Origin of the sequence: Kitasatospora sp. NPDC057904 (assembly GCF_042887925.1) — a bacterium.
Classification (GTDB): domain Bacteria; phylum Actinomycetota; class Actinomycetes; order Streptomycetales; family Streptomycetaceae; genus Kitasatospora.
Genome location: NZ_JBHVOL010000016.1, coordinates 1 through 20,991, shown reverse-complemented (window position 1 = coordinate 20,991; position 20,991 = coordinate 1). Strand labels below are relative to the sequence as shown.

The window sequence follows — 20,991 nt, the reverse complement described above, 5'->3', positions numbered from 1 at the left end:
GGCGCCCGCGCCCGGAGCAACGGGGCGGCGCAGCGCCCGCGGCCCGCGCCCCTCGGAGCTCACAGGCGCCCCTCCGCACGCCCCCCGACGGACCTCGCGGGGAGCCCGTCGGCGCACCTCCCGACGCACCCCGTCAGTGCAGTGCGCGCCGTCCGCCCGCACGCCGCTTGCGGCGCGAGCGCTTGCCGTCCGTTATCGCCGGCATCCCCTCGGCCAGGGCCCCGGTCGCGAAGGCGACGGTGGTCGCGATCCGGCCCTGCCCGGTGCGGACGGCGACCGCCCGCCGGTGCCGGCGGATGCGCCACAGGCAGACCAGGAAGAGCGCGACCGCCACCGGCACGCTGTACCGGGCCAGCCCGACGCCGACCGGCTGCGGGTAGGTGTCGCCGCAGATCCGCACCGCGCCCGCGTCGTCGGCGGCGTGCTCCAGGCAGACCTGGTCACCGACCTTGGCGCCGTCCGCGAGCGGCAGCGCGGCGGCCGTGTGCGGTTGGCCGCCGACCCGGTAGCTGACGGCGCTGTAGGAACCGCCCCCGGTCGGGAGCTGGGTGACGACGCCCTCGACCCGCACCGGGTGGGCCTCGATCCGGTCGGCCTGGTCGGCCTGGCGCCAGCCGAGCAGGCACATGCCCACGGCGAGCACGGCGCTGAGCACGGCGGCGAGGTACCAGCCACGGCCCAACCGCGGGGTGCGCGGCGGGGGGACGGTCGCGGATCGCATGGTTCCTTGTCCTGGCTTGCGTCGGGGCCGGGGACGCGGCCCCGCCTCCCGCGGGCACGGGCGGTGGTGTGGTGGGGGTACGGAGTGAGCTGTCCGGGATCGTATCCGCTGGCGGGCCCTCAGGTCACGGCGAAGGGGCAATCACCCGGCGCCACGCGAGCCGGAGTTCGGCCGCACACGAAGGAAGTCCCTTGTGCCGCAGGGAAGTCGGCCCGAAGGCCGGCCGACGACGGGCCGATGGCGGCCCGACGGCGGGCCAACAGCGGTTCGGGGGCCCGCACCGGCCGCGCCGTCAGCGCCGTCGGTACACCAACCGGCCGCCGAGCACGGTCGCCAGGCAGCCCCCCGGCAGCGGCGCCGGGACGTCCCCGTCGCACGCGAACACCGCGAAGTCCGCCCGTTCCCCGGCCGCGATCCGCCCGTGCGCGGCCTGCGCGAGCGGCAGCACGGCGAGCGGGTCCAACGGGCCATCGGCGGCAGCCGTGCCGCCCCCGGGAGCGAGCGCGGCCAGCCCGGACCGCGCGACCGCCGTCCGCACCGACGCCCGCTCGAAGGGCCCGGCCACCGCCGTCACCCCGAACCCCAGCATCCGCTGCAGCCCGCGCCGGGCGCTCGCCCCGCACCGCACGTCGTCGCCCTCCGCGTCCAGCCCGCCCGGCACCGGCTCGGCGCCGGTCCCCTCGCGCGGGTCCGGGTGGTAGGCGCGCTCCAACAGCCCGTGCCCGTACGGGTTGCGCAGCCCGGGTGTGAGCACGGCCGCGCCCCAGTCCCGCACCCGGGCGCCCGGGTGCGCCGCCGCGAGCTCGCCGAACGGGCCCACCGCCTCGACGAGTTCGCCGCGCACCAGCACCGCGCCGTCGACGAGCACGGCGCTGTCGGCGGGCGCGGGGCCGGCCCCGGCCGGATCGGGCAGCACGAAGCCCGCCCGGTGCAGGGTCAGCACGGCGCCACCACGGCGCCCGGCACGGCTGCGGCGGGTGTGGGCATGGGCGTGGGCGTGAGCGTGGCGACTACGGCGGCGGCGCTCAGTTGTCCAGGATCTTCAGCTCGGGGTGCGCGGTGCCGCCCTCGATCGCCGTGGAGGCGATGTGCGAGGCGACGCGCGGGTCGACCGGGTCGTTCGCCGGGTCGTCCAGCACCCGCAGGTGCTCGTAGGTGGTCGAGCGCTGCGCCGGGACGCGGTCGGCGGCCCGGATGAGGTGGATCAGCTCGGTCAGGTTGGAGCGGTGCTTGGCCCCGGCCGCCGAGACGACGTTCTCCTCCAGCATCACGGAGCCGAGGTCGTCCGCGCCGTAGTGCAGCGACAGCTGGCCCGCCTCCTTGCCGGTGGTGAGCCAGGAGCCCTGGATGTGGGCGACGTTGTCGAGGAAGAGGCGCGCGATCGCGATCATCCGCAGGTACTCGAAGACGGTCGCCTGCGTCGAGCCCTTCAGATGGTTGTTCTGCGGCTGGTAGGTGTAGGGGATGAACGCGCGGAAGCCGCCCGTGCGGTCCTGCACGTCGCGGATCATCCGCAGGTGCTCGATCCGCTCGGCGTTGGTCTCGCCGGTGCCCATCAGCATCGTGGAGGTGGACTCCACGCCGAGGCCGTGCGCGGCCTCCATGATCTCCAGCCAGCGCTCGCCGGACTCCTTCAGCGGCGCGATCGCCTTGCGCGGGCGCTCCGGCAGCAGCTCGGCGCCGGCGCCCGCGAACGAGTCCAGGCCCGCCTGATGGATCCGGGTGATGGCCTCCTCGATCGAGACGCCCGAGATCCGCGACATGTGCTCGACCTCGGAGGCGCCCAGCGAGTGGATCACCAGCTGCGGGAAGTCCGCCTTGATCGCCGAGAACGCGCGCTCGTAGTACTCGACGCCGTAGTCCGGGTGGTGGCCGCCCTGGAACATGATCTGGGTGCCGCCCAGCTCGACCGTCTCGGCGCAGCGGCGCAGGATCTCGTCGAGCTCGCGGGACCAGCCCTTGTCGCTCTTGGGCGGCACGTAGAAGGCGCAGAACTTGCACGCCGTCACGCAGACGTTCGTGTAGTTGATGTTGCGCTCGATGATGTAGGTCGCGATGTGCTCGGTGCCGGCGTAGCGGCAGCGGCGCACCGCGTCGGCCGCCGAGCCGAGGGCGTGCAGGGGCGCGGAGCGGTAGAGCTCCAGCGCTTCCTCGGGGGTGATCCGGCCACCGGCGGCGGCGCGGTCGAGCACGGCCTGCAGGTCGGTGCTGGGCGCATCGAGGGTGGTCGCTGCGAGCTCGGACACCTGGCGGCCTTCTCTCTCTCGGGACTGCTCGGGTACTGCTGTTCTCAGCGCGTCGGCCCCGGTCGCGGGTGTTTCCGGGTACGGCCGAACCAGCCTACGCCAGCCGATTCCGGCCCCTGCGCCAGCCCGCCGCCCGGCCCCTTCCCGCCTCCTGTCCCCCGGTGTTCACCCGTGTTCACCCGTGTTCACCGGCTGGTGCCGTCGGGCTGGGCCGCGCCCGTGCGGTGCATCGTCCCGGCCGGGTTGCCCGCCACCGGGTCGGCGGAGGTGAAGCGGATCGTCCCGTCGTCCTGCAGGGTGAGCGTCTCGGTGTACGCGCCGCCGGAGCACGCGCCGGGCAGGCTGGAGCGGACCAGCCGGGACTGGAACACGAGCTTCTTCGGGCCCGCCTCCCGCAGCTTCCAGACGCCGTCGCAGCTGATCGAGATGATGCCGGACATGCCGTTCTGGCTGGTGGTGTTCTCCTGCCCGATCGCGGCCGGCCCGATGGTGAGCCGGGTGGTGCCCGCGGGCACGCCCTTTTCGGTGGCCATGTCGCCGGTCCAGGTGCCGAGGAACGCGGCCGGCACCGCGTTCGGCCCGGTCGGCGTGCCCGGCCCGCTCGAAGTGCCCGGGGTGCTCGGGGTGCTCGCTACCGCGGTCGGACCGTCCGGCGTCGGCGCGGGCTCCGGCACGGCGCTGCCGCTCCCGGACGGGCCGGTGGGCGAACCGCTGCTCGTGGCCGTCACCGCGGGAGCCGCCGGGTCCAGCCACCGGTACGTCCCGTACCCGCCGCCCGCGAGCACCACCAGCGCCGCCGCCAGGGCCGCGACCAGCACCGCGCGGCGCGGCCGGGAGCCGCCCCCGGGCGTCGGCGGCACGTAGGTCGGCGTCCGCTCCACCCCGGCACCCGCCCCGGCACCCGTCCCGGAGGCCGGCCCGGAAGCCGCCCCGGAGGCCGGCCCCCAGGCCGCCGGCGGCACGTCGGCCGGAGCGCTCCCCGACTCCCCCTCCAGGTCCAGCAGTTCGACCGCGCTGCGCCCCACCCCCGCCGCGAGCGCCGGCGGCAGCCAGCCGCCCTGCCGCAGCCGCAGGGCCGCCGTGCCCTCCGGGTCGAGCCGGGCGCGGAGCTGCTGCGGAGTGGGCCGGTCGGACGGCTCCTTGGCGAGGCAGTCGAGGACGATCGAGCGCAGCGGCCCGCTCAGCCCGGGGACGTCCGGCTGCTCGTGCAGCACGCGGTAGAGGAGGACGGCCGCGCTGACGCCCTCGCCGAAGGGGTGGACGCCGGTGGCCGCGTAGGCGAGCACCGCGCCGAGGGAGAAGACGTCACCGGCCGGCCCGACACCCTGCCCGTTCGCCTGTTCGGGCGACATGAAGCCGGGCGAGCCGACGACGTAACCCGACTGGGTGAATCCGCCGGCGGCGTCCAGGGCGCGGGCGATGCCGAAGTCGATCAGCCGCGGGCCGTCCAGGGTGAGCAGCACGTTGGACGGCTTCACGTCGCGGTGCACCAGGCCGAGGCCGTGGACGTGGGCGAGCGCCTCGGCGAGCCCGACGCCGAGGGCGCGCACGGCGGCCTCGGGCAGCGGCCCGCCGTCGCGGACGGCGGTGCCGAGCGCGGGCCCGGCGACGTAGCCGGTGGCGACCCAGGGCTGTTCGCCCTCGGTGTCGGCGTCCAGGACGGGCGCGGTCCAGCTGCCGCCGACCCGGCGTGCGGCCGCGACCTCCTGCCGGAAGCGGGCGCGGAACTCGGCGTCGTCGGCGAGTTCGCCGCGGACGAGCTTGACGGCGACGGTGCGCCCGCCGGCCGTGCGGCCGAGGTAGACCCGGCCCATGCCGCCGGCGCCGAGCCGGCGCAACAGCCGGTAGGCGCCCACCTGGCGCGGGTCGTCCGGCCCCAGTGCCTGCATCCCCCGCACGCTCCCCTCGCCGACGGACGGCCCTCCACCGGGCCGCTCCCGGACGCCCGCACCGCGCGCGCCCGGGAGCAGACCGTACCGGCCCCGGCTTCCCGGGACGTCGGTGCCTCAGGATCTCAGCCGACCACCGCGGGTTCCAGGCCCGCCACCGGCTCCAGCAGCCGCACGGCGACGTCCGGCGCGAAGCCGCTGTCGTGCGCGACCCGGCGGGCGAACTCGGCGACGCCGGCCAGCTGCCGCTCGCCGAGCGAGAAGTCGAGCGCCTCGCTGAAGTACCGCTCCAGCACGTCGGCGCCGAAGGCCTCCCAGCGGGCGGCCTGCTCGGCGACCTTGGCCGCCTCGACCAGCGACAGGTCGCGGGACTCCAGGAAGGCCCGGTGGACGGCGGCGGTCAGTTCGGGCCGGCGCGCGGCGAAGTCGCGGCGCACCGCCCAGACGGCGAAGACGAAGGGCAGGCCGGTCCACTCCTTCCACATCGCGCCGAGGTCGTGGACGGTGAGCCCGAGGTCGGCCGCCTGGCCGAGGTGGGCGCGCAGCGCCGGGTCGCCGATGAGGACGGCGGCGTCGGCCTCGGCGAGCATCTGGGCGAGGTCGGGCGGGCAGCTGAAGTACTCGGGGCGGACGCCCTCGCGCTCCTCCAGGAGCAGGCGGGCGAGCCGGACGGAGGTGCGGCTGGTGGAGCCGAGGGCGACCCGGCGGCCGTCGAGGTCGCCGAGCGGCACCTTGCTGACGATCACGCAGGACATCACCGGGCCGTCGCTGCCGACCGCGATGTCGGGCAGGACGAGCAGTTCGTCGGCGTGCCGCAGGTATTCGACGCAGGTGATCGGGCCGATGTCGAGCGTGCCGTCGACCAGCTGGTCGCTGAGCTTCTCGGGGGTGTCCTTGGTGAGGTCGAGGTCGAGCAGATTGCCGGTCCTGGCGAGTCCCCAGTAGAGGGGTACGCAGTTCAGGAACTGAATGTGTCCGACCCTCGGCCTGACCGGGGTGCGTTCCTCCGGGGTGTGCTCCACTGCGCCGCTCCCTTGCTCTTCGTGCGCCTCCCCGCAGCGTATGCCCGGTGTCGTGAACGGCTCGCACCCGCCCTCCCGACACGCGCCGTGCGCACCGCAGTTCACCCCTGGTCGTCACCGCAACCGCATGCTAGCGTTGCCCTCAGTTGCAGTTTGATTCCCCTTGCAGTACTTGAAGCCTGCGGAGCATGTAACCGCAGGCTTTTTGTAGTTTTTCAGCAATATCGAAAAACTTCGGACTCGTCCGGAGGCAGGGCGATCAGCGCAGCGGACCGGGAGCCACACGGTGTGGCCCCCGACACGCCTCGCAAGGAGAACGGCATGGCCACGGGAACCGTCAAGTGGTTCAACGCTGAGAAGGGCTTCGGCTTCATCGCCCAGGAGGGCGGCGGCCCCGACGTCTTCGTCCACTACTCCGCCATCAACGCGAGCGGCTTCCGCTCGCTGGAGGAGAACCAGGCGGTCAGCTTTGACGTCACCCAGGGTCCGAAGGGCCCGCAGGCGGAGAACGTCACCGCTATCTGACCATCCTCTGATGATCTGATCGCTCGGGACCCCACGGGTCCGCAGGCGGCTCCCGACGGCCGCCACGATGAGCACAAGAGCAACACCCAAGGGGGCCCGCCACACGGCGGGCCCCCTGCCTTTTCCCCACCCCCGCACCACGGACGCGCGAAGGCCCGCGCCCGTGCCGGTCGGGCGCGGGGGCCGGGCCCCGTCGGCTGCGTCAGGCCGCGGCGGCGACCTTCGCCCCGGCCTGGGCCGGGATCACGGCGGAGTCCCGGGCGTCCAGCAGGTCGCCGGCCGGGCTGTTGTACGCCACGAGGTCGAGCGTCTTCTCCCGCGCCGCCACGATGACCGGCACCAGCGCCTGCCCGGCGACGTTCCCGAAGGGCCTGGGCCGGGATCGCCGCTGGGCCGGCCATGCTTCGTCTCCCTCCGTGGCACCCGAGGGACGTCGGCCCGGAGCCGGTTCGACGGGTCACGCAACAGCCCTGTCCGTCAGGGCGTCACCCAGTGTCCGGAGATTCGGGTGATGGGCACTCAGCGATCCACGTTCGCCCGAGGGGTAAGCGGCTACTGGCGTGTCAGTCGGGATTTCTATGCTGTGCTGACGCGCTTTCGGCCGCACGGCCTGGGCGCGGGACCTGGCCGCCGAACCGGGCACCGCCCGGGACGCTTCCCACGGGAGAACCCCATCACCACACTGACCAGTCCCCGTCGTCGAATACTCACCGCACTCGGGCTGACGACGGCGCTGTCCGTCGTCAGCCTGGGATCCGCGCAGGCCGATCCGAGCGCGCCGGCGACGCCCACCAAGGATGTTTCCTACCTCGGCCACTCGTTTCACGTGCCCGCCGACTGGCCGGTGATCGATCTCGCGGCCAATCCGACGGCCTGCGTGCGTTTCGACCGGCACGCCGTCTATCTCGGCACCCCCGGGGCCCGCCAGGACTGCCCCGCACACGTGGTGGGCACCACCGAGGCACTGCTCGTCGAGCCCGGCGCCGATGACGCCGCGTCGGCCACGACCGTGTCGGAGATCGAGCGGAGGGTCCACGCCACCGCTCCAGGGATCACGGCCACCGGAGTCTACGACGATGACCAGGCGCTCGTCCGGTCGGTCCTCTCCTCGGCCGGCTTCCCCGCCGGCGCAACGAAGGAGCCGATCGCCGCCCCGCCCACCAAGCGGTCGTTCGCGGCGGCGGCACCTGTCCAATCGTCTCCTGCCGCCACTGCGTCGACCCCGCCCGCGCTGCCGGCCGATGCGACCAAGTACACGGGCAAGGGCTTCGACGCCTGTTCGGCACCCGACGCCAACACGATGAACACCTGGCGCGCCAACTCGCCCTACCAAGCCCTCGGCATCTACATCGGGGGCGCCGGCCGAGCCTGCAGCCAGCCCAATCTGACGGCGTCCTGGATGCAGCAGCAGTACTCCGCCGGTTGGCGCTTCCTGCCGGTGTACGTCGGTCTCCAGGCCTCCAGGATCACCGCGCCGGCCGGCCAGGGTGCCGCCGCGGCCGACGATGCCGTGGCCAACGCCGCGGCTCTCGGTCTCGGCCCGGGGAGCGTCCTGTACTACGACATGGAGTCCTACAACGTCGCGACGTACTCCTCGACGGTTCAGCCGTTCCTGTCCGCCTGGAGCGCCGAACTCCACGCGCAGGGCTACAACTCCGGTGTCTACAGCAGTGCCTCCACCGGCATCGCGGATCTGGTCAACAACAGTGGCAGCGGCAAGGGTTACACCATGCCCGACGTGCTGTTCACCGCACGGTGGAACGGCGCTGCGGACGTCAACGAACCGGTGATCCCGAGCACCGCCTGGGCCAACCACCAGCGCGTCCACCAGTACGACGGCAACGTCACCGAGACCTGGGGCGGCGCCACGATCAACATCGACCGCGACTACCTCGACGTCCAGGTCAACACCACGCCCAACGGCAAGCCGACCCTGGCGGGTATCTACCGTCCGGGCGCCCAGACCTTCGCGATGGCCGACAGCAGCGGCAACGTCACCGCAGCCGTCACCTTCGGCTCACCGAACGACATTCCGCTCACCGGCCACTGGAGCGGTCCGGGCCGGGACACCATCGGCGTCTACCGGCCGAGCGACTCCGCGTTCTACCTGACCAACGACAACGCGACCGTCGCCGTCGCGGCCCCGTTCGGCAGCCCCGGCGACATCCCCCTGGTCGGGGACTGGACCGGCCAGGGCCGGGACACCATCGGCGTCTACCGGCCGAGCGACTCCGCGTTCTACCTGACCAACGACAACCAGACGGTGGCTTTCGCCATCAAGCTGGGCAACCCCGGGGACGTTCCGATGGTCGGGAACTGGAGCGGCACGGGCAAGGACACCGTCGGGATCTACCGGCCGGGCGACTGCGCGTTCTACCTGAGCAACTCCAACACCTCGGTCGCCATCAACCACACCGTCCTGTTCGGCGCTCAGGGCGACGTCCCGATCAAGGGCGACTGGAACGGGAGCGGGATCGACAAGGTCGGCGTCTTCCGGCCCAGCACGGCGAGCTTCTACGGCGCACTCTACGACTCCGGCTCGGTGCTCTACAGCCTCCGCTTCGGGGCCACCACCGACACCCCGGTCACCGGCCGGTGGTTCTGATCGCCCAGTAGCGCACGCAGCTCGCCACGCTGCGCACGCCCAGCGAACGGGCCCTCTCCCCGAGGCGGGAGAGGGCCCGTTCGCTGGACTCATCAGGCCGCAGCGGCAGCCTTCGTTGTGGCCTGCGCCGGGATGGTGGCCGGCTCGTTCAGCAGGTCACCGGCCGGGCTGTTGTACGCGACGAGGTCGAGCGTCTTCTCCCGCGCCGCCACGATGACCGGCACCAGCGCCTGCCCGGCGACGTTCGTCGCTGTACCGTGAACACCTACGTTACGCATGGTGATCATCTGCGCTCAAGGGGTGGCAATGCCCAAGGCTTCGCGGGTCGGCATCTACGTCCGCATCAGCAAGGATCGCAAGGGACAGGAACTCGGCATCCAGCGCCAAGAGAAGGCCTGCCGGGAACTGTGTGACCGCCTCGGGTGGACGGTCCTGAAGCTCTACGCGGAGAACGACGTCTCGGCGTCCACCACCAGCCGGAAGCCCCGGCCGGTCTACACCGAGATGATGAAAGACGCCCGCTCCGGAGTGATCGACGCGATCGTCGTCTACTCGATCGACCGGCTCACCCGGCGAATCACCGAGCTGACCAGCTTCCTGGAGGAACAGAAGGAGTACGGGTTCGCCTTCGCCACCACCGAGGGCGAGGACACCTCCAGCGCCTCCGGGCGCATGATCCTCACCATCAAGGGTGCGGTAGCGCAGCAGGAAACCGAACGCATGGCGGAGCGGGTCAACTCGGCTCTTCTCCAGCGCCGGGAGAAGGGGAAGCCCCACGCCGGCGGACCCCGGGTGTTCGGTTTCGAGGCCGACTCCGGGTTCCAGCGGATCGTGCCGGAGGAGGTCAAGCTGATCAGGCTCGGCTACGAGATGCTCATGGACCGCAAGACCCCGGGCGACGTGGCCCGCACGTGGAACGAGAAGGGGTCGCGTTCATCCGCCAGCGGAACCATGTGGACGCCCCACAAGGTCAAGCGCGTGTACCGGTCCGAGCGCGTCGGCGGGATCATCACCTACAAGGGGCAGGTACTCGGCGACAGCGTCTACCCGCACCCGCTCACCAAGGAGGAGTGGGAGAACGTCCAAGCCGTCCTCGACAGCCGAGCGACCCCGGCGGCTCAAGGGTCAGGCAAGCGGAAGCACCTGTACTCGGGCTTCCTGAAGTGTGGCGACTGCCGTGTCGTGATGGCGATCCAGTGGACCAGCGACAAGACCCGGACCTTCCGGCAGACCCGATGCCACACCGGCCGGACGGGAGCCGAGGGCCGGACCGGCTGCGGCAAGGTCAGCCGGGCCTACACCTGGATCGAGGACCGGCTCAACGAGGTTGTGGAAGCGGCGCTGATTGCCCGCCAGCCGAAGATCACGCCTGCGGAGTCCGGCGTGGACCTGACCGGCGACATCTCCCGGCTTGAGGAACGAATCCGGCTGCTGCGCCTCCGTTGGAAGGACCAGAAGTTGGAGGACGAGGACTACTTCGACGCCTTGGGTCACCTCCGCGCGGAGTTGCAGTCCTTGCGAGCCCAGGAGGCCGCCGCCGCCGTCGCACAGTCGCAGACTGAGGTGGACGCCCTTGCCGTCTGGCGCGATGACACGATGCAGAACCTCGAACGCCGCCGGGCCATCGTGGCAACGGTGATCTCGGAGGTCGAGGTCTACAGCGTCGGGCGCGGCCGGAGGAAGCCGCCGGAGCTCGACTCGATCAGGGTCATTCCGGTTGGCCAGCGGCCCCCGACTGAGGAGCACGCGCCCGCCGACGATCACTGACGTACCCGGCGACGACCCCGGAGAGCTGCGCGTCGTAGTCCTCCGGGGGCACCCATCGCGAGAGGATCTCCGCGATCCAGTCCGCCACCGGATCACTCGCCGGAGCAGTCATGACCGCTCACCCGCCGATTGCCTGGCGATTTCCCGATTCGTGGCGAGGTCTTCGGCGATTCCCGCTGCGATGAGTGCTTCGGCGGGGGTGTGGCCGGTTTCGACGAAGCGCCAGGCGGATTCGGTGGTGGTCTCGTTGTCCCAGTCGGCGTAGAGGGCGGGGGCGCCGGCGAGGGTGCGGGCGTGTTCGGCGCGGGCGGCCCGGAGTTGGCCGTAGGTGGTGGAGTAGGCGCGGGTCTTGGTGAGGCAGTGGCCCCTGTAGCCGAGCATGTGGGCCCACGTGCGAAGGCGCAGGTGCTCCAGTTCGGGCAGGCCGCCGAGGCGCCATGCAGTGGTGATGAGAGCCCGTATGTGGGGCGTGACGTGCAGTGCTCGGATCTCGGCGAGGGTCGTGATGCGGCGGTCGGCGGCGCCGGCGGTTTCGGCGCTCTTGCTCGTGTACTTGGCGACGTAGGCGGCTACGGCGTCGTCGGTGAGGCGTGCGCCGTCCCCGCCGGTGAGAGGGTGGGCGTCGAGTTGGGTACCGAAGCTGAGCCGTCCGTCGCCGTACGCCGCCGATTCGGGGCGTGGCAGGGCCACGGCGGCAGCCGCAGAACGCACGGTCTCCATCAGGAGATCCGCCGTGGCCCAGGGCGGGGGCGGAGAGGTGGGTCCGTCGGGGCCGTCGAAGCGGATGACGGCGTGGAAGTGGACAGCGCCGCGCTTCTGGTACTCGGCGACCTTCGCGGTCGAGACCCGGAGCAGGGTGCGTACCTGCGATCGGCCGTGGCCGGTCCGAGTGGCGACGTGGTGGTAGAGGTTGTCACGGAAGGCCTTCCACAGCGCCGGGGCCATGGCGTTCCACAGGACGTGGCCGGGGTAGTCGTAGCAGTCGGCGCAGAGCGGCTGACCGATGAGCGGGTCCGTATCGGAGTGGGTCCGGCCGCAGCCGTGCTGGCGGCCGTGTTCGCAGCGTCGGCGCCGGGCCCGGTGGCAGTCGCCCGCGCGGTGGACCGGGCCGAAGGAGGGAGCGGTCAGGGTGACGAACAGCCGAGGGTGCGTCCGTACCGCCTCGGGGACTCCCTTGCCGCCGATGAGGCCGGAGCGGACCAGGTGGAACGTGTCGCCGCTGTGCTCGCGCGAGCAGGACGGGCACCGGGTGGCCCGGCGGTTGCGGCAGCGGACGGCGAGCCGGCCGCCGGGTTCGGTGGCGGTCGAGTAGTGCCGCAGGACCTCACCAGTCGTGCCGTCCAACGTCGTGGTGTGCCCGGTGAGGTAGACCGGTTCCGCGCAGCCGCCGGTGGCGCGGATCTGTTCGATCCAGCGGTCCAGGTCCGGCATCTGTCCGAGGCGGATCAAGTCCCTCTCGATGGAGGGTAGTTGGCGTAGCCGCGCCTCCCGGGAGAGGTAGGCGCGGCGTGCGGTGGGGTCGGTGTACGGGTTGGTGCTGGGGCGGGTCATGGGGGGTGTCTCCAGGGCCAGGGTTCGCCGGGCCCCGGCCGGGCCAAGCTGTGTGTGGTCCGGCCGGGGGTGGCGTGGGGGCGGGTGGAGGGGGCCCGGCGGATCGGGGTCGGTCCGCCGGAGGTGGCTGGGCTGGCTGGCACGGTGGTCACGTCTTTCAGGTGGTGGTGTGGGTAAGGCCCTGGATGATCCAGGTCACGGCGTAGACGATCGGGTCGGTCCAGCCGATGCGGTCGAGGTAGATGGCGAGGACGCCGACGAGGGCGACGTGCCAGGCTTTGATTTCGCCGGAGCGCACCAGGAGGAAGGTGGCCAGGGCCAGGAAGGCGATCAGGACGAGAGCGGCGCCGTTGCCCATCAGAGGTAGACCCCTTCGGCCGGCTCGTCGACGTGCAGACCGGGCCAGGTGGGGGCGAGGCGGGCGTACTTCCTCGCGGCCCGGCGGGCCTGGTCGGGGGTGACGTGGATCGAGCGGGCCCGGAGCCACTGGCCGTCGGTGTCGGCGGTGATGGCGACGCCCTGTTCCGCGAGCGTGATCCGCTGGGCTGCGGCGAGGGCGTCCTTGTTGAGGTCACCCAACGCCATCTCCGCCGTGCCCGCGTCGCTCACCCGGTGACAGATCCGGCCGGCCAACTGCGCCCGCAGCGCGGTGACGCCGGGGCCGAGGTCGGAGCCGACCCGCTGACCGGCGATCACCAGGTGGATCCCGAGGGCCGCGCCGAGCTGGGACAGCCGCAGGAGGTTCGTGGAGATCTCCCCGACCTCCGCCTTGTCCTCCCGCGTCGCCATCAGGTACAGCTCGGCAACCTCGTCGACGATCAGGACGACGGGCAACACCCGGAGCTTGGCGGGCAGGTCCCAGATCGACCGGGCCCCGACCGAGCGGCAGAGCTGCATCCGCGCTTCCGTCTCCGCCACCAACTCGCCGAGCAGCCGGGCTGCTTCCGCCCGCGTCGAGGCCAGCGCCGACAACCTGTCTTCGAACAGCGAGAGTTCCATGCCGCCCTTGAGGTCGATGCCGAACAGTGCGACGCGCTGCGGGGCGAGTTCCTTCACCAGGGAGGCGATCAGGGTGGACTTGCCGGAGCGGGTGGCGCCGACGATCAGCCAGTGCGGCGCGCGCCGGAAGTCGATCACCCAGGCCCGGCCGTCCTCCAGCAGCCCGACGACCGCCCGCAGCACGCGCTGTTTCAGCTGGTACGGCACGATCGGAGCGCGGAGCGGGTCCCAGGCCAGCGCGGAGAGGGTGACGAACCCGCGCTCGTCGGAGAACAGCCGGACCGCGTGGACTCGCCAGGCGTGCGTGAGCGCTTCCACGGCGGACAGGAAGTGGTCCGGCACCTGCCCGGGGTGCATCCGCACCGCCACGTCCAGGCCGCCGCGCCGTAGCTTCGGCATGCCCAGGCGGGGCGGGACCGGCTTGAGGGGATCGCCCCTCACGACCAGGTCGCCGAGCAGGGCCCGCCCGGGACGCTTGGCCACGGCGAGGCCGAGGTTCGTGGTCAGCCGCCGCCAGGTCAGCCGGACCCGGATCACGGTGACGGGGTAGCCGAGCAGGCACCACCAGATGTAGGGGTAGTTGCGCCGCAGCCCGGGGGCGGTGGCGAGGAGGATGAGCACCGTGGCGAGCAGTGCCACCCAGAGAAGTTGGGCGAGGATCACGGCCGGCCCCCGTTCTCCATCGCGGTGTTGTGGGCCTCGGTCTCCAGGTCGCGGGCCTGTCCGGCGGCCTTGGCGGCGAGGGTGGCGATGTGGTCGAAGAGCTGGGCGCCGCTGCTGTCGGCGGCGAAGGGGTTGACCTCGTCGGCCAGGTCTCCGAGCTCACCGAGCAGACGCCGCAGGCGGGCGCGGGTCACGGTGCTCATCAGGCCTCACCGCCCTTACGCCCGGTGGTCTGCGCGGGGGCGGGGGTGATGGCGTCAGCGCGGAAGGACAGGCCGTGCCGGTCCCCCATCGCCCAGGAAAACGCGGTCAGGCCGGTGACGTGCACCCGCACGCCCTCCACGACGCCGACCGGCTCGCCGGACACGCTGATCTCGATGATCGAGGCCCGCCGGCCGTCCTGCCGCACCGCGACACCAACCGTGTACACGGTCTGCCCCTCGCGGTCCTTCCTGATCTCACCGGTCTCGCGGTTCGCGATCCGCACCTCCGGGGCGACGATGCAGGTCATCGTGCCGAGCCGGGTTCCGTCCACGGGAATGGACTGCATGAGCGCACGCTCCAATGGAGCAAAGGCCGCTTAACGTCGGTCGTCAAACGTACTTACCTTTGCGCTTCGACGATGCCCCTCCTTGACGCCCCGGCGCAAGCGATTCATGCTTACGTTTAACGCCTAGCGACTGACGACAGACCTACAGATGCCGCCCGACCAGGGCAAACGACGACACACGAACCCTCGAAAACCACACGCCACACACGAAGCGGGCCCTCCCCGGCGCCCGCACCAAGGGGTCAACACCATGGCGATCATCCGGAACGAGCCGCTGCACAAGCAGGTGGCCGCAGCGATGCGACAGTCCATCGCCGCCGGCGAGTGGCCCCCCGGAACCCAGATGCCGACGGAGACCGATCTCGCCGAGAAGTACGGCGTCTCCCGCCCGACCGTCCGCCTCGCCGTCGCCGCCCTCCGCAGCGAGGGCCTGCTGGACGTGAAGCAGGGCCGGGGCACCTTCGTCCGCACCGCGGTCAACGGCCCCTCCGGCGCCATGGAACGCACGGTCACCCACCGCGGCGGCACCTACGAGACGCCCACCGACGCCTGGTTCGGCCACGGCGAGGAACCGGCCGTCTACCGAACCCGCACCGACGCCATCACCGCCCCGCTGCTGGAGATGGAGCACGACGAGCTACTGATCGGCGTCGACCGCCTGATCACCAACCCCACCGGCGACGGCCGCGCCCTCCACCGCCTCCTACTCCCGATGGAACGCATCGAGGACACCCCCCTCACCCAGCAGCCGGACGCCACCCCGGCCGAGGCGTACGCGACGCTTGCCGCCGCCGGCCGCGAACTCGCCTGGCGCGAGAGGGTCAGCGCCCGCATCCCCCAGCCCGACGAACGCGAAGCCCTCCACCTGTCCGAGGCCGCCGTCCTCCTGGTCGCCCACCGCATCACCTACGACCAGGCCATGAACCTGCCCCTGCTCCTCGAAGAGACCAGGCTCGGGGCCGAAACCACCGCGCTCACCTACGACATCGAGCCCGCGAAGCCCAAGCGCACCGCCCGAACGGCCAAGGCAGGCCGATAGCCGCCGCCCACACCGATCAGCCCCCACGTCCGAGCAGGGCGCGGGGGCTGTCGCATCTTTCCTTCACTTACTCAAGCGGCGGCGCCGAGCGCCGCCGGGCGGGCCTGCCGCCTCGGCCGGGCTGCGGCCTGCCGGCCGGTCCCGGCCGGGCGCCTGGCCCGCCCACGAAGACACGGCCACCAACAGCGAAGGCGCGCAAGCCCGTTCGCTGCCGCGCGATGGCCAGGGATGGGCGGCTCCACGGTTTTACCCACCTCCCCGGTCCGGGACCCGAGTCGGGCAAGACCGGGGGGCCACTCGGCCAAACTGCGGTCAGGCCCAAAAGCCCTGACCGAGTCGCAGCAGCTTACGGCCCCCCGATCATGCCCGACCCCAGACCAGGCAGGACACCGGCCAAAACCGCTCCGCCGCCAGCGCCTTGTTGCGAGCCCATGACTTGGGATCTGGTTTGTCTCTATCCTGAGGTCATGGTCGATAGCGAGCGCCCTGGACGCGCAATCGTGGTCACTTGCGGAGACTGCGATCAACCCGTAATAGCCAAAGTGCATGGCGTAGTTGCTGACCGTAACCCAGACCACGGACCGCCTTCACTTCTACAGCTTGCTCAGTGCTCTCGCTGCGGCCGGGGGATTCTGGCAGTGGAGGAGGACTACGGCGACGGATGGGATGGGGAGCCCATCGCAGTGTGGCCGGGCAGGACGCGCTCTACAAACCACTTGATACCGCCAGCGCTGTGGCAAGAACAAGACGAAGCTCGTCGCTGCTTCTCATCCAAGGCCTACACCGCTGCTGTAGTGATGGTTCGCCGCACGCTTGAAGGCGTATGTGCCGAGCATAATGTGATGAGCCCCCGCGGTGGCCTCGTAAAGGGCCTGGAGCAACTAAAGGAACTGGGGAAGATCGACGAACGTCTTCTTGCCTGGGCCCAGGCCCTCCGCGTCTTGGGCAACGAAGGCGCGCACTACACCGGGAAGATGGTTTCCCCAGAGGACGCCGCAGATGCACTAGCACTTTGCGATGCGCTACTTGACTATCTCTACGTATACGCGGCACAGTTTGAGAAGTTTCAGGAGCGTCGCCTGCAACGCGGAATTTCAGGTAAAGCGCCAGCGGCGAACTCCAAGCCGGTTGGTGACGCATAAAGCTAGCATTGCGGTGCTCCAGCCACGCCAGTGCCCCCGCCGCAACTTCTTTACCGCATAAATAATGAGGGCCCCCTGAGGGGCCCTCACACTACGGCTAGTGGCCGCAGTGGTGCGCTGCCCAGATTACGGCCTCAACAAGAACCCGGCCCACAAGGGACTTAAGGAACTGTTGGCCAACCTCTGTGCACCACGCACGCTTACCGTTTGGAGATGCCATGAGGCACGACCTTTCAGCAAGGGCGTAGAACCGCTCCGCCAGTCGGGACGAACTCGGTTGAATCCGCTTTGCGGTGTGTCCAAGCCCGCCCCCTTGCGGGAGTGGTAGCGCGCTCTGCACATTACACCCAATCGCCCTGATGGCCCAACACGGCTTCTGACACGCCAAGTTGGCCATAGATGGCAACGGGGCCTCTTCCTTACCACGGGGCAAATCCTCTCGATCAAGTCGCAAAGATGTGCGAGCGCTCACTCTCCGCCACCGGTCACCTGTCAATCGGACCCCTGCCGCGCGTACGCGGCCAGGCACAGAAGCTCTTCGAGGCTCAGCCACCCTTCGGCGATCCCCTCCAGCCGCACCACCGGCCCACCTTGGGCGTCGGTGTCGGCGATCGCCCGGAGGGCGGAACGCTTCACGCCGCACAAAGCCAGCAGCTCGTTCAGCTCGTCTGCTGTCCGCCGTGCGACTCTCCACCCGGCCGCGTAGTCCACCCCCGGCAGCCACACCCACGAGTCCGGGTCGAGGCCGGCCGCCAACTCCGCACTGAAGTCGTCGTCCCCGTACAACAGTCCCTCAACTCCCCTGGTTAACAACCGAACCGGCCAACCGTGCGCACACATGCCGAGGAGCCCGATACCATCGGCACCGGGTTCCGACCCACCGGACCACCCCATCTCCCGCCAAGGTCACGGGGTGGTCCGGCACGTCTTCAGTTGTCCCTGCTCACGCCAGGGCCCTACCGCGCAGGCTCGTTCTCGTCGGGTTCGCGGCCGAAGATCCGGCGGAACAGCTCCGCCTCGTCCAGTCCGGCCAGCGGATCATCAACTCCCATGCGTTCCTGCCAGATCCGCCGCGCCAGCCGCTCCTGAGAGATGTCGGCAGACCGAAGTTCGGCGAACCAGGCCGCCACCTCACGGTGGACCGCACGCCGGCTCGGGGAGACGGCCCGCACCGGCCAGGAGAACTGACCGCGCAGCGACCACCACCACACGGCCCTGCCCCACCAGGTCCGAGGATCGTGCCGGATCACGGGCGCACCTCCGGGTCGGCCGGGTAGAGCTTGACCACGTAGGGCGTGATCCCGACGAACGCGAGCGCCCGTACCTGCCCGTACATCGCGAGCCGGTGCCCGATCGAAGGCACCGCGTCCGGCCCGAACAGGTCGTCGAAGTACCTCCACTGCTCCGCGTCCAGCGGCAGCGCCCGCAGCGAGCCGAGCAGCGCGGTCAGCGCGTCCGACAGCCGGGAGAAGCGCGCCGTCTCCGTGACCCCGCGGACCTCCACTGCCACCGGGAACGGGTACGGCGCATTCAACTGGGCGGTGCGCCCGGTTCCGGTCATGACCTCCCCTTCCTCCGCGCGCGGCGCTTGAACCCCAGCCCAGTGAGCTTGCGCTCCATCACTTCCAGTTCCACCCGGACTCGCACCGAGGGCTGGCGCACCCGACGCACCTCACCGACGAACGCCGCCTTACCGCCCCTGAGCGGCGCATCCGTGTCCAGCGCCCACCTCAGGTAGTCACTGATCGGCTCGATCGCCTCAGCGAGCGTCGCCGGCTGGTCGACGGGGAACGCGCACTCCACCGCCTCCAGCAGCTTGACCAGGGACTCCACGTGCAGCAGCGAGCCCCGGGCAGTGGACAGCAGCTCTGCGTGACCCATCTCCTTCAGCGGCGCCCCGGCCTTGATCGCCTCCAGGGCCCAGTACGCCTCATCCACCCGCCACTGCCCCAGGCTGAACGCCAGGTGCGGAAACCGATCAGCCGGCCGAGGCCGGCCAGCGCCAGGCGCCACAGGAAGGGCCATCACGCCGCCACCTCCCCCGCCCGACGCGGGTGCCACCGGTGAACACCCACCGCCTGACCGTTCACGACGATGAACCGCGCCAGCGCCTTCCGCAGCCCCGCACCGCAGTAGAAGCACCGCGTCCCCGCAACCCCGGACGCCCTCCCGAACCTCATCGCCCACCACCGCCTTCCGGGCCCACCAGAGCCCAAACGAACTTCCCGATACCTCCCGGCCGAGGGCAGCAGCCCCACTCCACGGACAAGGCCTCCACCAGGCACAACCCCCGCCCCGAGCTGCAATCCGGCCCGGTCGACCGCCGGATCGCCGGCTTCTCGCTGCTGGCGTCGTGCACCTCGATCCGCAGGAAGCCGTGCACGTCCTCGAAGCCCACGGCGATCCGTCGCCCCTTGGGCACCCGGGCGTGGAGCACCGCGTTGGTCACCAGCTCCGAGAGCACGAGCGCGCCGGCGTCGGCGAGCACACCGCCTTCCGGCATGCCGTCGAGAAAGTCCCGCAGCAGGGACCGAGCCGAGCGAACCGACGCTCGGTGGCGCGGGAGCTCGAAGAACGCCTCTCGCGTCGGCGTCGTCGCCGCAGCTCCCGTCACTGCACCTGTCCTGTTCACCGCATCCGCCCCATCCCTCGCCGACTTCACTCGGTCCACGAAGCAGCCATCCCGGCCTTGCACTTCAGACAACACCGAGGGCACGGGTCGGAGTAATGTCGTAGAGGGTGTTGAACCGTTGTGAATGGTCGTCAGACCACCGACAGGGGAACGATCTTGAACGCACCGAACGCTCAACTCGCCGACTGGTTCGGACGCACCGGCTGGTCACTTGGCGAACTCGCCCGCCGTGTCCGCGCGAAGGCCGCCGAGTGGGGTCACCCCCAGATTTCCTCGGACCCGTCCAGCGTCAAGCGATGGCTGGCCGGCCAGACGCCCCGCTGGCCGGTGCCGGACATCCTGTCGGACGTGTTCTCGGCGCACTTCGGCTACCGGGTCACGGCCTACGATCTCGGGCTTGAGGCTGCGTCCGTTGCGGACAGGGCTCTTGTCTACAACCAGTCCTACCCCGCTACGGTGGAGGCGGTTGCAGACCTTGGGAGGGCCGACGTGGATCGACGCAAGTTCCTGACCGGATCAACATTCGCCGTCGCGGCTGCGGTCGGGCCGTCGCGTGACTGGCTGCTCCAGACACTCGACCAGACGCCTAAGCCTGGCCGGCGAGTCCAGCTGGAAGACGTGACCGCTGTGAAGAACATGTTCGGCGCGTTCCAGCAGATGGACATCTTCCAGGGCGGCGGCTCGGGCCGACTGGCGCTCGCCGCCTACATGAACGAGCACGTCTTCCCGCTGCTGCGGCAGACCTACACCGAAGACGTCCGCCGCGCGCTGTGCGAAGCTGCCGCGGAGCAGACCTACCTGCTCGGGTGGATGGCGTACGACAACGGGGAGCACGGACCGGCGCAGCGCTACCTGATCCAGTCTCTCCGCCTGGCAGAGGAATCCGGGAACGTGGCGCTAGGCGCCCACGTGCTCGCTGGCATGGCCGATCAAGCCACACTGCTCGGGCACCCCGACGAGGGCCGACGGCTCGCCCAGGCCGGACGCGCCGGGCTGTCCCGGACGCCCGAATCGGACGCGTGCCTCGCCGACCTCTGGGCACTCGAAGGCCGCGCGCTTGCCAAGCTCGGCGAGAAGCGCGCGGCGGCTCACGCCGTCGTCGCCTCGGAGAGGGCCTACGAGAACGTCCAACTCGGCAACGAGGCCGAGTGGGCCCGGTTCATCGACCCGGCCTACCTCAACGGCGAGCACGCCAACACGTTCCAGGACATCGGCGACGCCGCCGAGTCCGAGCGGTACGCCCGTCTGTCGATCGACCACGCCAGGGCCCAGAAGCGGGCCCGCCGCGGAGCGATGTCTCAGGCAGCGCTCGCCGTGTCCCACCTCCAGCGTCGGGACCTCGAAGCCGCACACGCCGCCGGCCTTCGGACCCTCACACTCACCAGTCAGGTGAAGTCGTCCCGCGCCGTCGAAGCCGTCCAGAACCTCAAGCAGCAGATGGTGCCCTTCGGCCGCCACGCCCTTGTGGCCGACTTCAACGACCGAGCCCGAGAGCTGCTCGCAGCCTGATCAACGCGCGAAACACAACGGGCCCTCTCCCTGCCAGGCGGGCTCTAGCGATCCCCGCAACACCCTGAGTTCAGGGAGTTGCGGGGATCGTGGATTTTGAGGGCTTGAAGGCGAGGTTCTTCGAGGCGTTG

Annotated in this window: 21 protein-coding genes and 2 pseudogenes; 6 read left to right on the top strand and 17 right to left on the bottom strand. The window is 71.0% G+C overall.

What is annotated here, in order from left to right:
• Positions 1-133 precede the first annotated feature (133 nt).
• From ACFVSN_RS31965 to ACFVSN_RS31945, 5 genes are all read right to left on the bottom strand, one after another.
• On the bottom strand, positions 134-721 hold the full coding sequence (locus ACFVSN_RS31965) for a hypothetical protein (RefSeq protein ID WP_380498092.1): 588 nt from the start codon (positions 719-721) through the stop codon (positions 134-136).
• A gap of 292 nt (positions 722-1,013) precedes the next feature.
• Positions 1,014-1,664 (bottom strand): hypothetical protein, encoded by a 651-nt coding sequence (locus ACFVSN_RS31960; protein WP_387957089.1) that lies wholly within the window; start codon positions 1,662-1,664, stop codon positions 1,014-1,016.
• Positions 1,665-1,746: 82 nt separating this feature from the next.
• A complete protein-coding gene (gene mqnC, locus ACFVSN_RS31955; RefSeq protein WP_387957088.1) occupies positions 1,747-2,967 on the bottom strand; it encodes a cyclic dehypoxanthinyl futalosine synthase in 1,221 nt (406 codons plus the stop codon).
• Positions 2,968-3,152: 185 nt separating this feature from the next.
• On the bottom strand, positions 3,153-4,856 hold the full coding sequence (locus tag ACFVSN_RS31950) for a protein kinase (RefSeq protein ID WP_387957087.1): 1,704 nt from the start codon (positions 4,854-4,856) through the stop codon (positions 3,153-3,155).
• A gap of 125 nt (positions 4,857-4,981) precedes the next feature.
• Positions 4,982-5,878: a menaquinone biosynthetic enzyme MqnA/MqnD family protein gene (locus ACFVSN_RS31945; RefSeq protein WP_380439979.1), complete on the bottom strand. Its 897-nt coding sequence runs from the start codon at positions 5,876-5,878 to the stop codon at positions 4,982-4,984.
• 321 nt (positions 5,879-6,199) lie between these two features.
• Between ACFVSN_RS31945 and ACFVSN_RS31940 the strand changes: the two genes are divergently transcribed.
• Positions 6,200-6,403: a cold-shock protein gene (locus ACFVSN_RS31940; RefSeq protein ID WP_030060085.1), complete on the top strand. Its 204-nt coding sequence runs from the start codon at positions 6,200-6,202 to the stop codon at positions 6,401-6,403.
• 202 nt (positions 6,404-6,605) lie between these two features.
• On the opposite strand, the pseudogene ACFVSN_RS31935 reads toward ACFVSN_RS31940, so the two are convergent.
• Positions 6,606-6,764, bottom strand: a pseudogene (locus ACFVSN_RS31935) (dicarboxylate/amino acid:cation symporter); the annotation flags it as partial.
• Between the two features lie 465 nt (positions 6,765-7,229).
• On the opposite strand from ACFVSN_RS31935, the gene ACFVSN_RS31930 reads away from it, so the two are divergent.
• Positions 7,230-9,008 carry a glycoside hydrolase domain-containing protein gene (locus ACFVSN_RS31930; RefSeq protein WP_387957085.1) on the top strand — a complete coding sequence of 593 codons (1,779 nt, stop codon included), beginning with the start codon at positions 7,230-7,232 and terminating at the stop codon, positions 9,006-9,008.
• A gap of 92 nt (positions 9,009-9,100) precedes the next feature.
• Here the strand turns inward: ACFVSN_RS31930 and ACFVSN_RS31925 are convergent.
• A pseudogene (locus tag ACFVSN_RS31925) lies at positions 9,101-9,262 on the bottom strand (dicarboxylate/amino acid:cation symporter); the annotation flags it as partial.
• A gap of 52 nt (positions 9,263-9,314) precedes the next feature.
• On the opposite strand from ACFVSN_RS31925, the gene ACFVSN_RS31920 reads away from it, so the two are divergent.
• Positions 9,315-10,775 (top strand): recombinase family protein, encoded by a 1,461-nt coding sequence (locus ACFVSN_RS31920; RefSeq protein ID WP_387957084.1) that lies wholly within the window; start codon positions 9,315-9,317, stop codon positions 10,773-10,775.
• Positions 10,776-10,883: 108 nt separating this feature from the next.
• Here the strand turns inward: ACFVSN_RS31920 and ACFVSN_RS31915 are convergent, their stop codons facing one another.
• The 5 genes from ACFVSN_RS31915 to ACFVSN_RS31895 form a co-directional block, all read right to left on the bottom strand.
• Positions 10,884-12,326 carry a replication initiator gene (locus ACFVSN_RS31915; protein ID WP_387957083.1) on the bottom strand — a complete coding sequence of 481 codons (1,443 nt, stop codon included), beginning with the start codon at positions 12,324-12,326 and terminating at the stop codon, positions 10,884-10,886.
• 157 nt (positions 12,327-12,483) lie between these two features.
• Positions 12,484-12,684, bottom strand: coding sequence for a hypothetical protein (locus ACFVSN_RS31910; RefSeq protein WP_387957082.1), 201 nt, complete (start codon positions 12,682-12,684; stop codon positions 12,484-12,486).
• Complete coding sequence (locus ACFVSN_RS31905; protein WP_387957081.1) at positions 12,684-13,964, bottom strand: FtsK/SpoIIIE domain-containing protein; 1,281 nt, start codon at positions 13,962-13,964, stop codon at positions 12,684-12,686. The genes ACFVSN_RS31910 and ACFVSN_RS31905 overlap by 1 nt, the downstream gene beginning before the upstream one ends.
• A 20-nt stretch (positions 13,965-13,984) precedes the next feature.
• Entirely contained in the window at positions 13,985-14,191 is a 207-nt protein-coding gene (locus ACFVSN_RS31900; protein ID WP_387957080.1) for a hypothetical protein, read from the bottom strand.
• On the bottom strand, positions 14,191-14,538 hold the full coding sequence (locus ACFVSN_RS31895; RefSeq protein WP_387957078.1) for a hypothetical protein: 348 nt from the start codon (positions 14,536-14,538) through the stop codon (positions 14,191-14,193). The genes ACFVSN_RS31900 and ACFVSN_RS31895 overlap by 1 nt, the downstream gene beginning before the upstream one ends.
• 250 nt (positions 14,539-14,788) lie before the next feature.
• Here ACFVSN_RS31895 and ACFVSN_RS31890 point away from each other — a divergent pair, with 250 nt between their 5' ends.
• Positions 14,789-15,577 (top strand): GntR family transcriptional regulator, encoded by a 789-nt coding sequence (locus tag ACFVSN_RS31890; RefSeq protein ID WP_387957077.1) that lies wholly within the window; start codon positions 14,789-14,791, stop codon positions 15,575-15,577.
• A gap of 638 nt (positions 15,578-16,215) precedes the next feature.
• Positions 16,216-16,719 (top strand): DUF4145 domain-containing protein, encoded by a 504-nt coding sequence (locus ACFVSN_RS31885; RefSeq protein ID WP_387957076.1) that lies wholly within the window; start codon positions 16,216-16,218, stop codon positions 16,717-16,719.
• 492 nt (positions 16,720-17,211) lie between these two features.
• Here ACFVSN_RS31885 and ACFVSN_RS31880 read toward each other — a convergent pair whose 3' ends face one another.
• From ACFVSN_RS31880 to ACFVSN_RS31860, 5 genes are all read right to left on the bottom strand, one after another.
• A complete protein-coding gene (locus ACFVSN_RS31880; RefSeq protein ID WP_387957075.1) occupies positions 17,212-17,505 on the bottom strand; it encodes a hypothetical protein in 294 nt (97 codons plus the stop codon).
• A gap of 170 nt (positions 17,506-17,675) precedes the next feature.
• Positions 17,676-17,969: a hypothetical protein gene (locus tag ACFVSN_RS31875; RefSeq protein ID WP_387957074.1), complete on the bottom strand. Its 294-nt coding sequence runs from the start codon at positions 17,967-17,969 to the stop codon at positions 17,676-17,678.
• The gene (locus ACFVSN_RS31870) at positions 17,966-18,280 is read right to left on the bottom strand and encodes a hypothetical protein (RefSeq protein ID WP_387957073.1); all 315 of its coding nucleotides are present in this window, start codon (positions 18,278-18,280) and stop codon (positions 17,966-17,968) included. The genes ACFVSN_RS31875 and ACFVSN_RS31870 overlap by 4 nt, the downstream gene beginning before the upstream one ends.
• The gene (locus ACFVSN_RS31865; RefSeq protein ID WP_387957072.1) at positions 18,277-18,744 is read right to left on the bottom strand and encodes a hypothetical protein; all 468 of its coding nucleotides are present in this window, start codon (positions 18,742-18,744) and stop codon (positions 18,277-18,279) included. The genes ACFVSN_RS31870 and ACFVSN_RS31865 overlap by 4 nt, the downstream gene beginning before the upstream one ends.
• A 151-nt stretch (positions 18,745-18,895) precedes the next feature.
• Positions 18,896-19,333, bottom strand: a complete 438-nt coding sequence (locus tag ACFVSN_RS31860; RefSeq protein WP_387957071.1) for an ATP-binding protein — start codon at positions 19,331-19,333, stop codon at positions 18,896-18,898.
• Positions 19,334-19,507: 174 nt separating this feature from the next.
• Here ACFVSN_RS31860 and ACFVSN_RS31855 point away from each other — a divergent pair, with 174 nt between their 5' ends.
• The gene (locus ACFVSN_RS31855; protein WP_387957070.1) at positions 19,508-20,860 is read left to right on the top strand and encodes a transcriptional regulator; all 1,353 of its coding nucleotides are present in this window, start codon (positions 19,508-19,510) and stop codon (positions 20,858-20,860) included.
• Positions 20,861-20,991 lie beyond the last annotated feature (131 nt).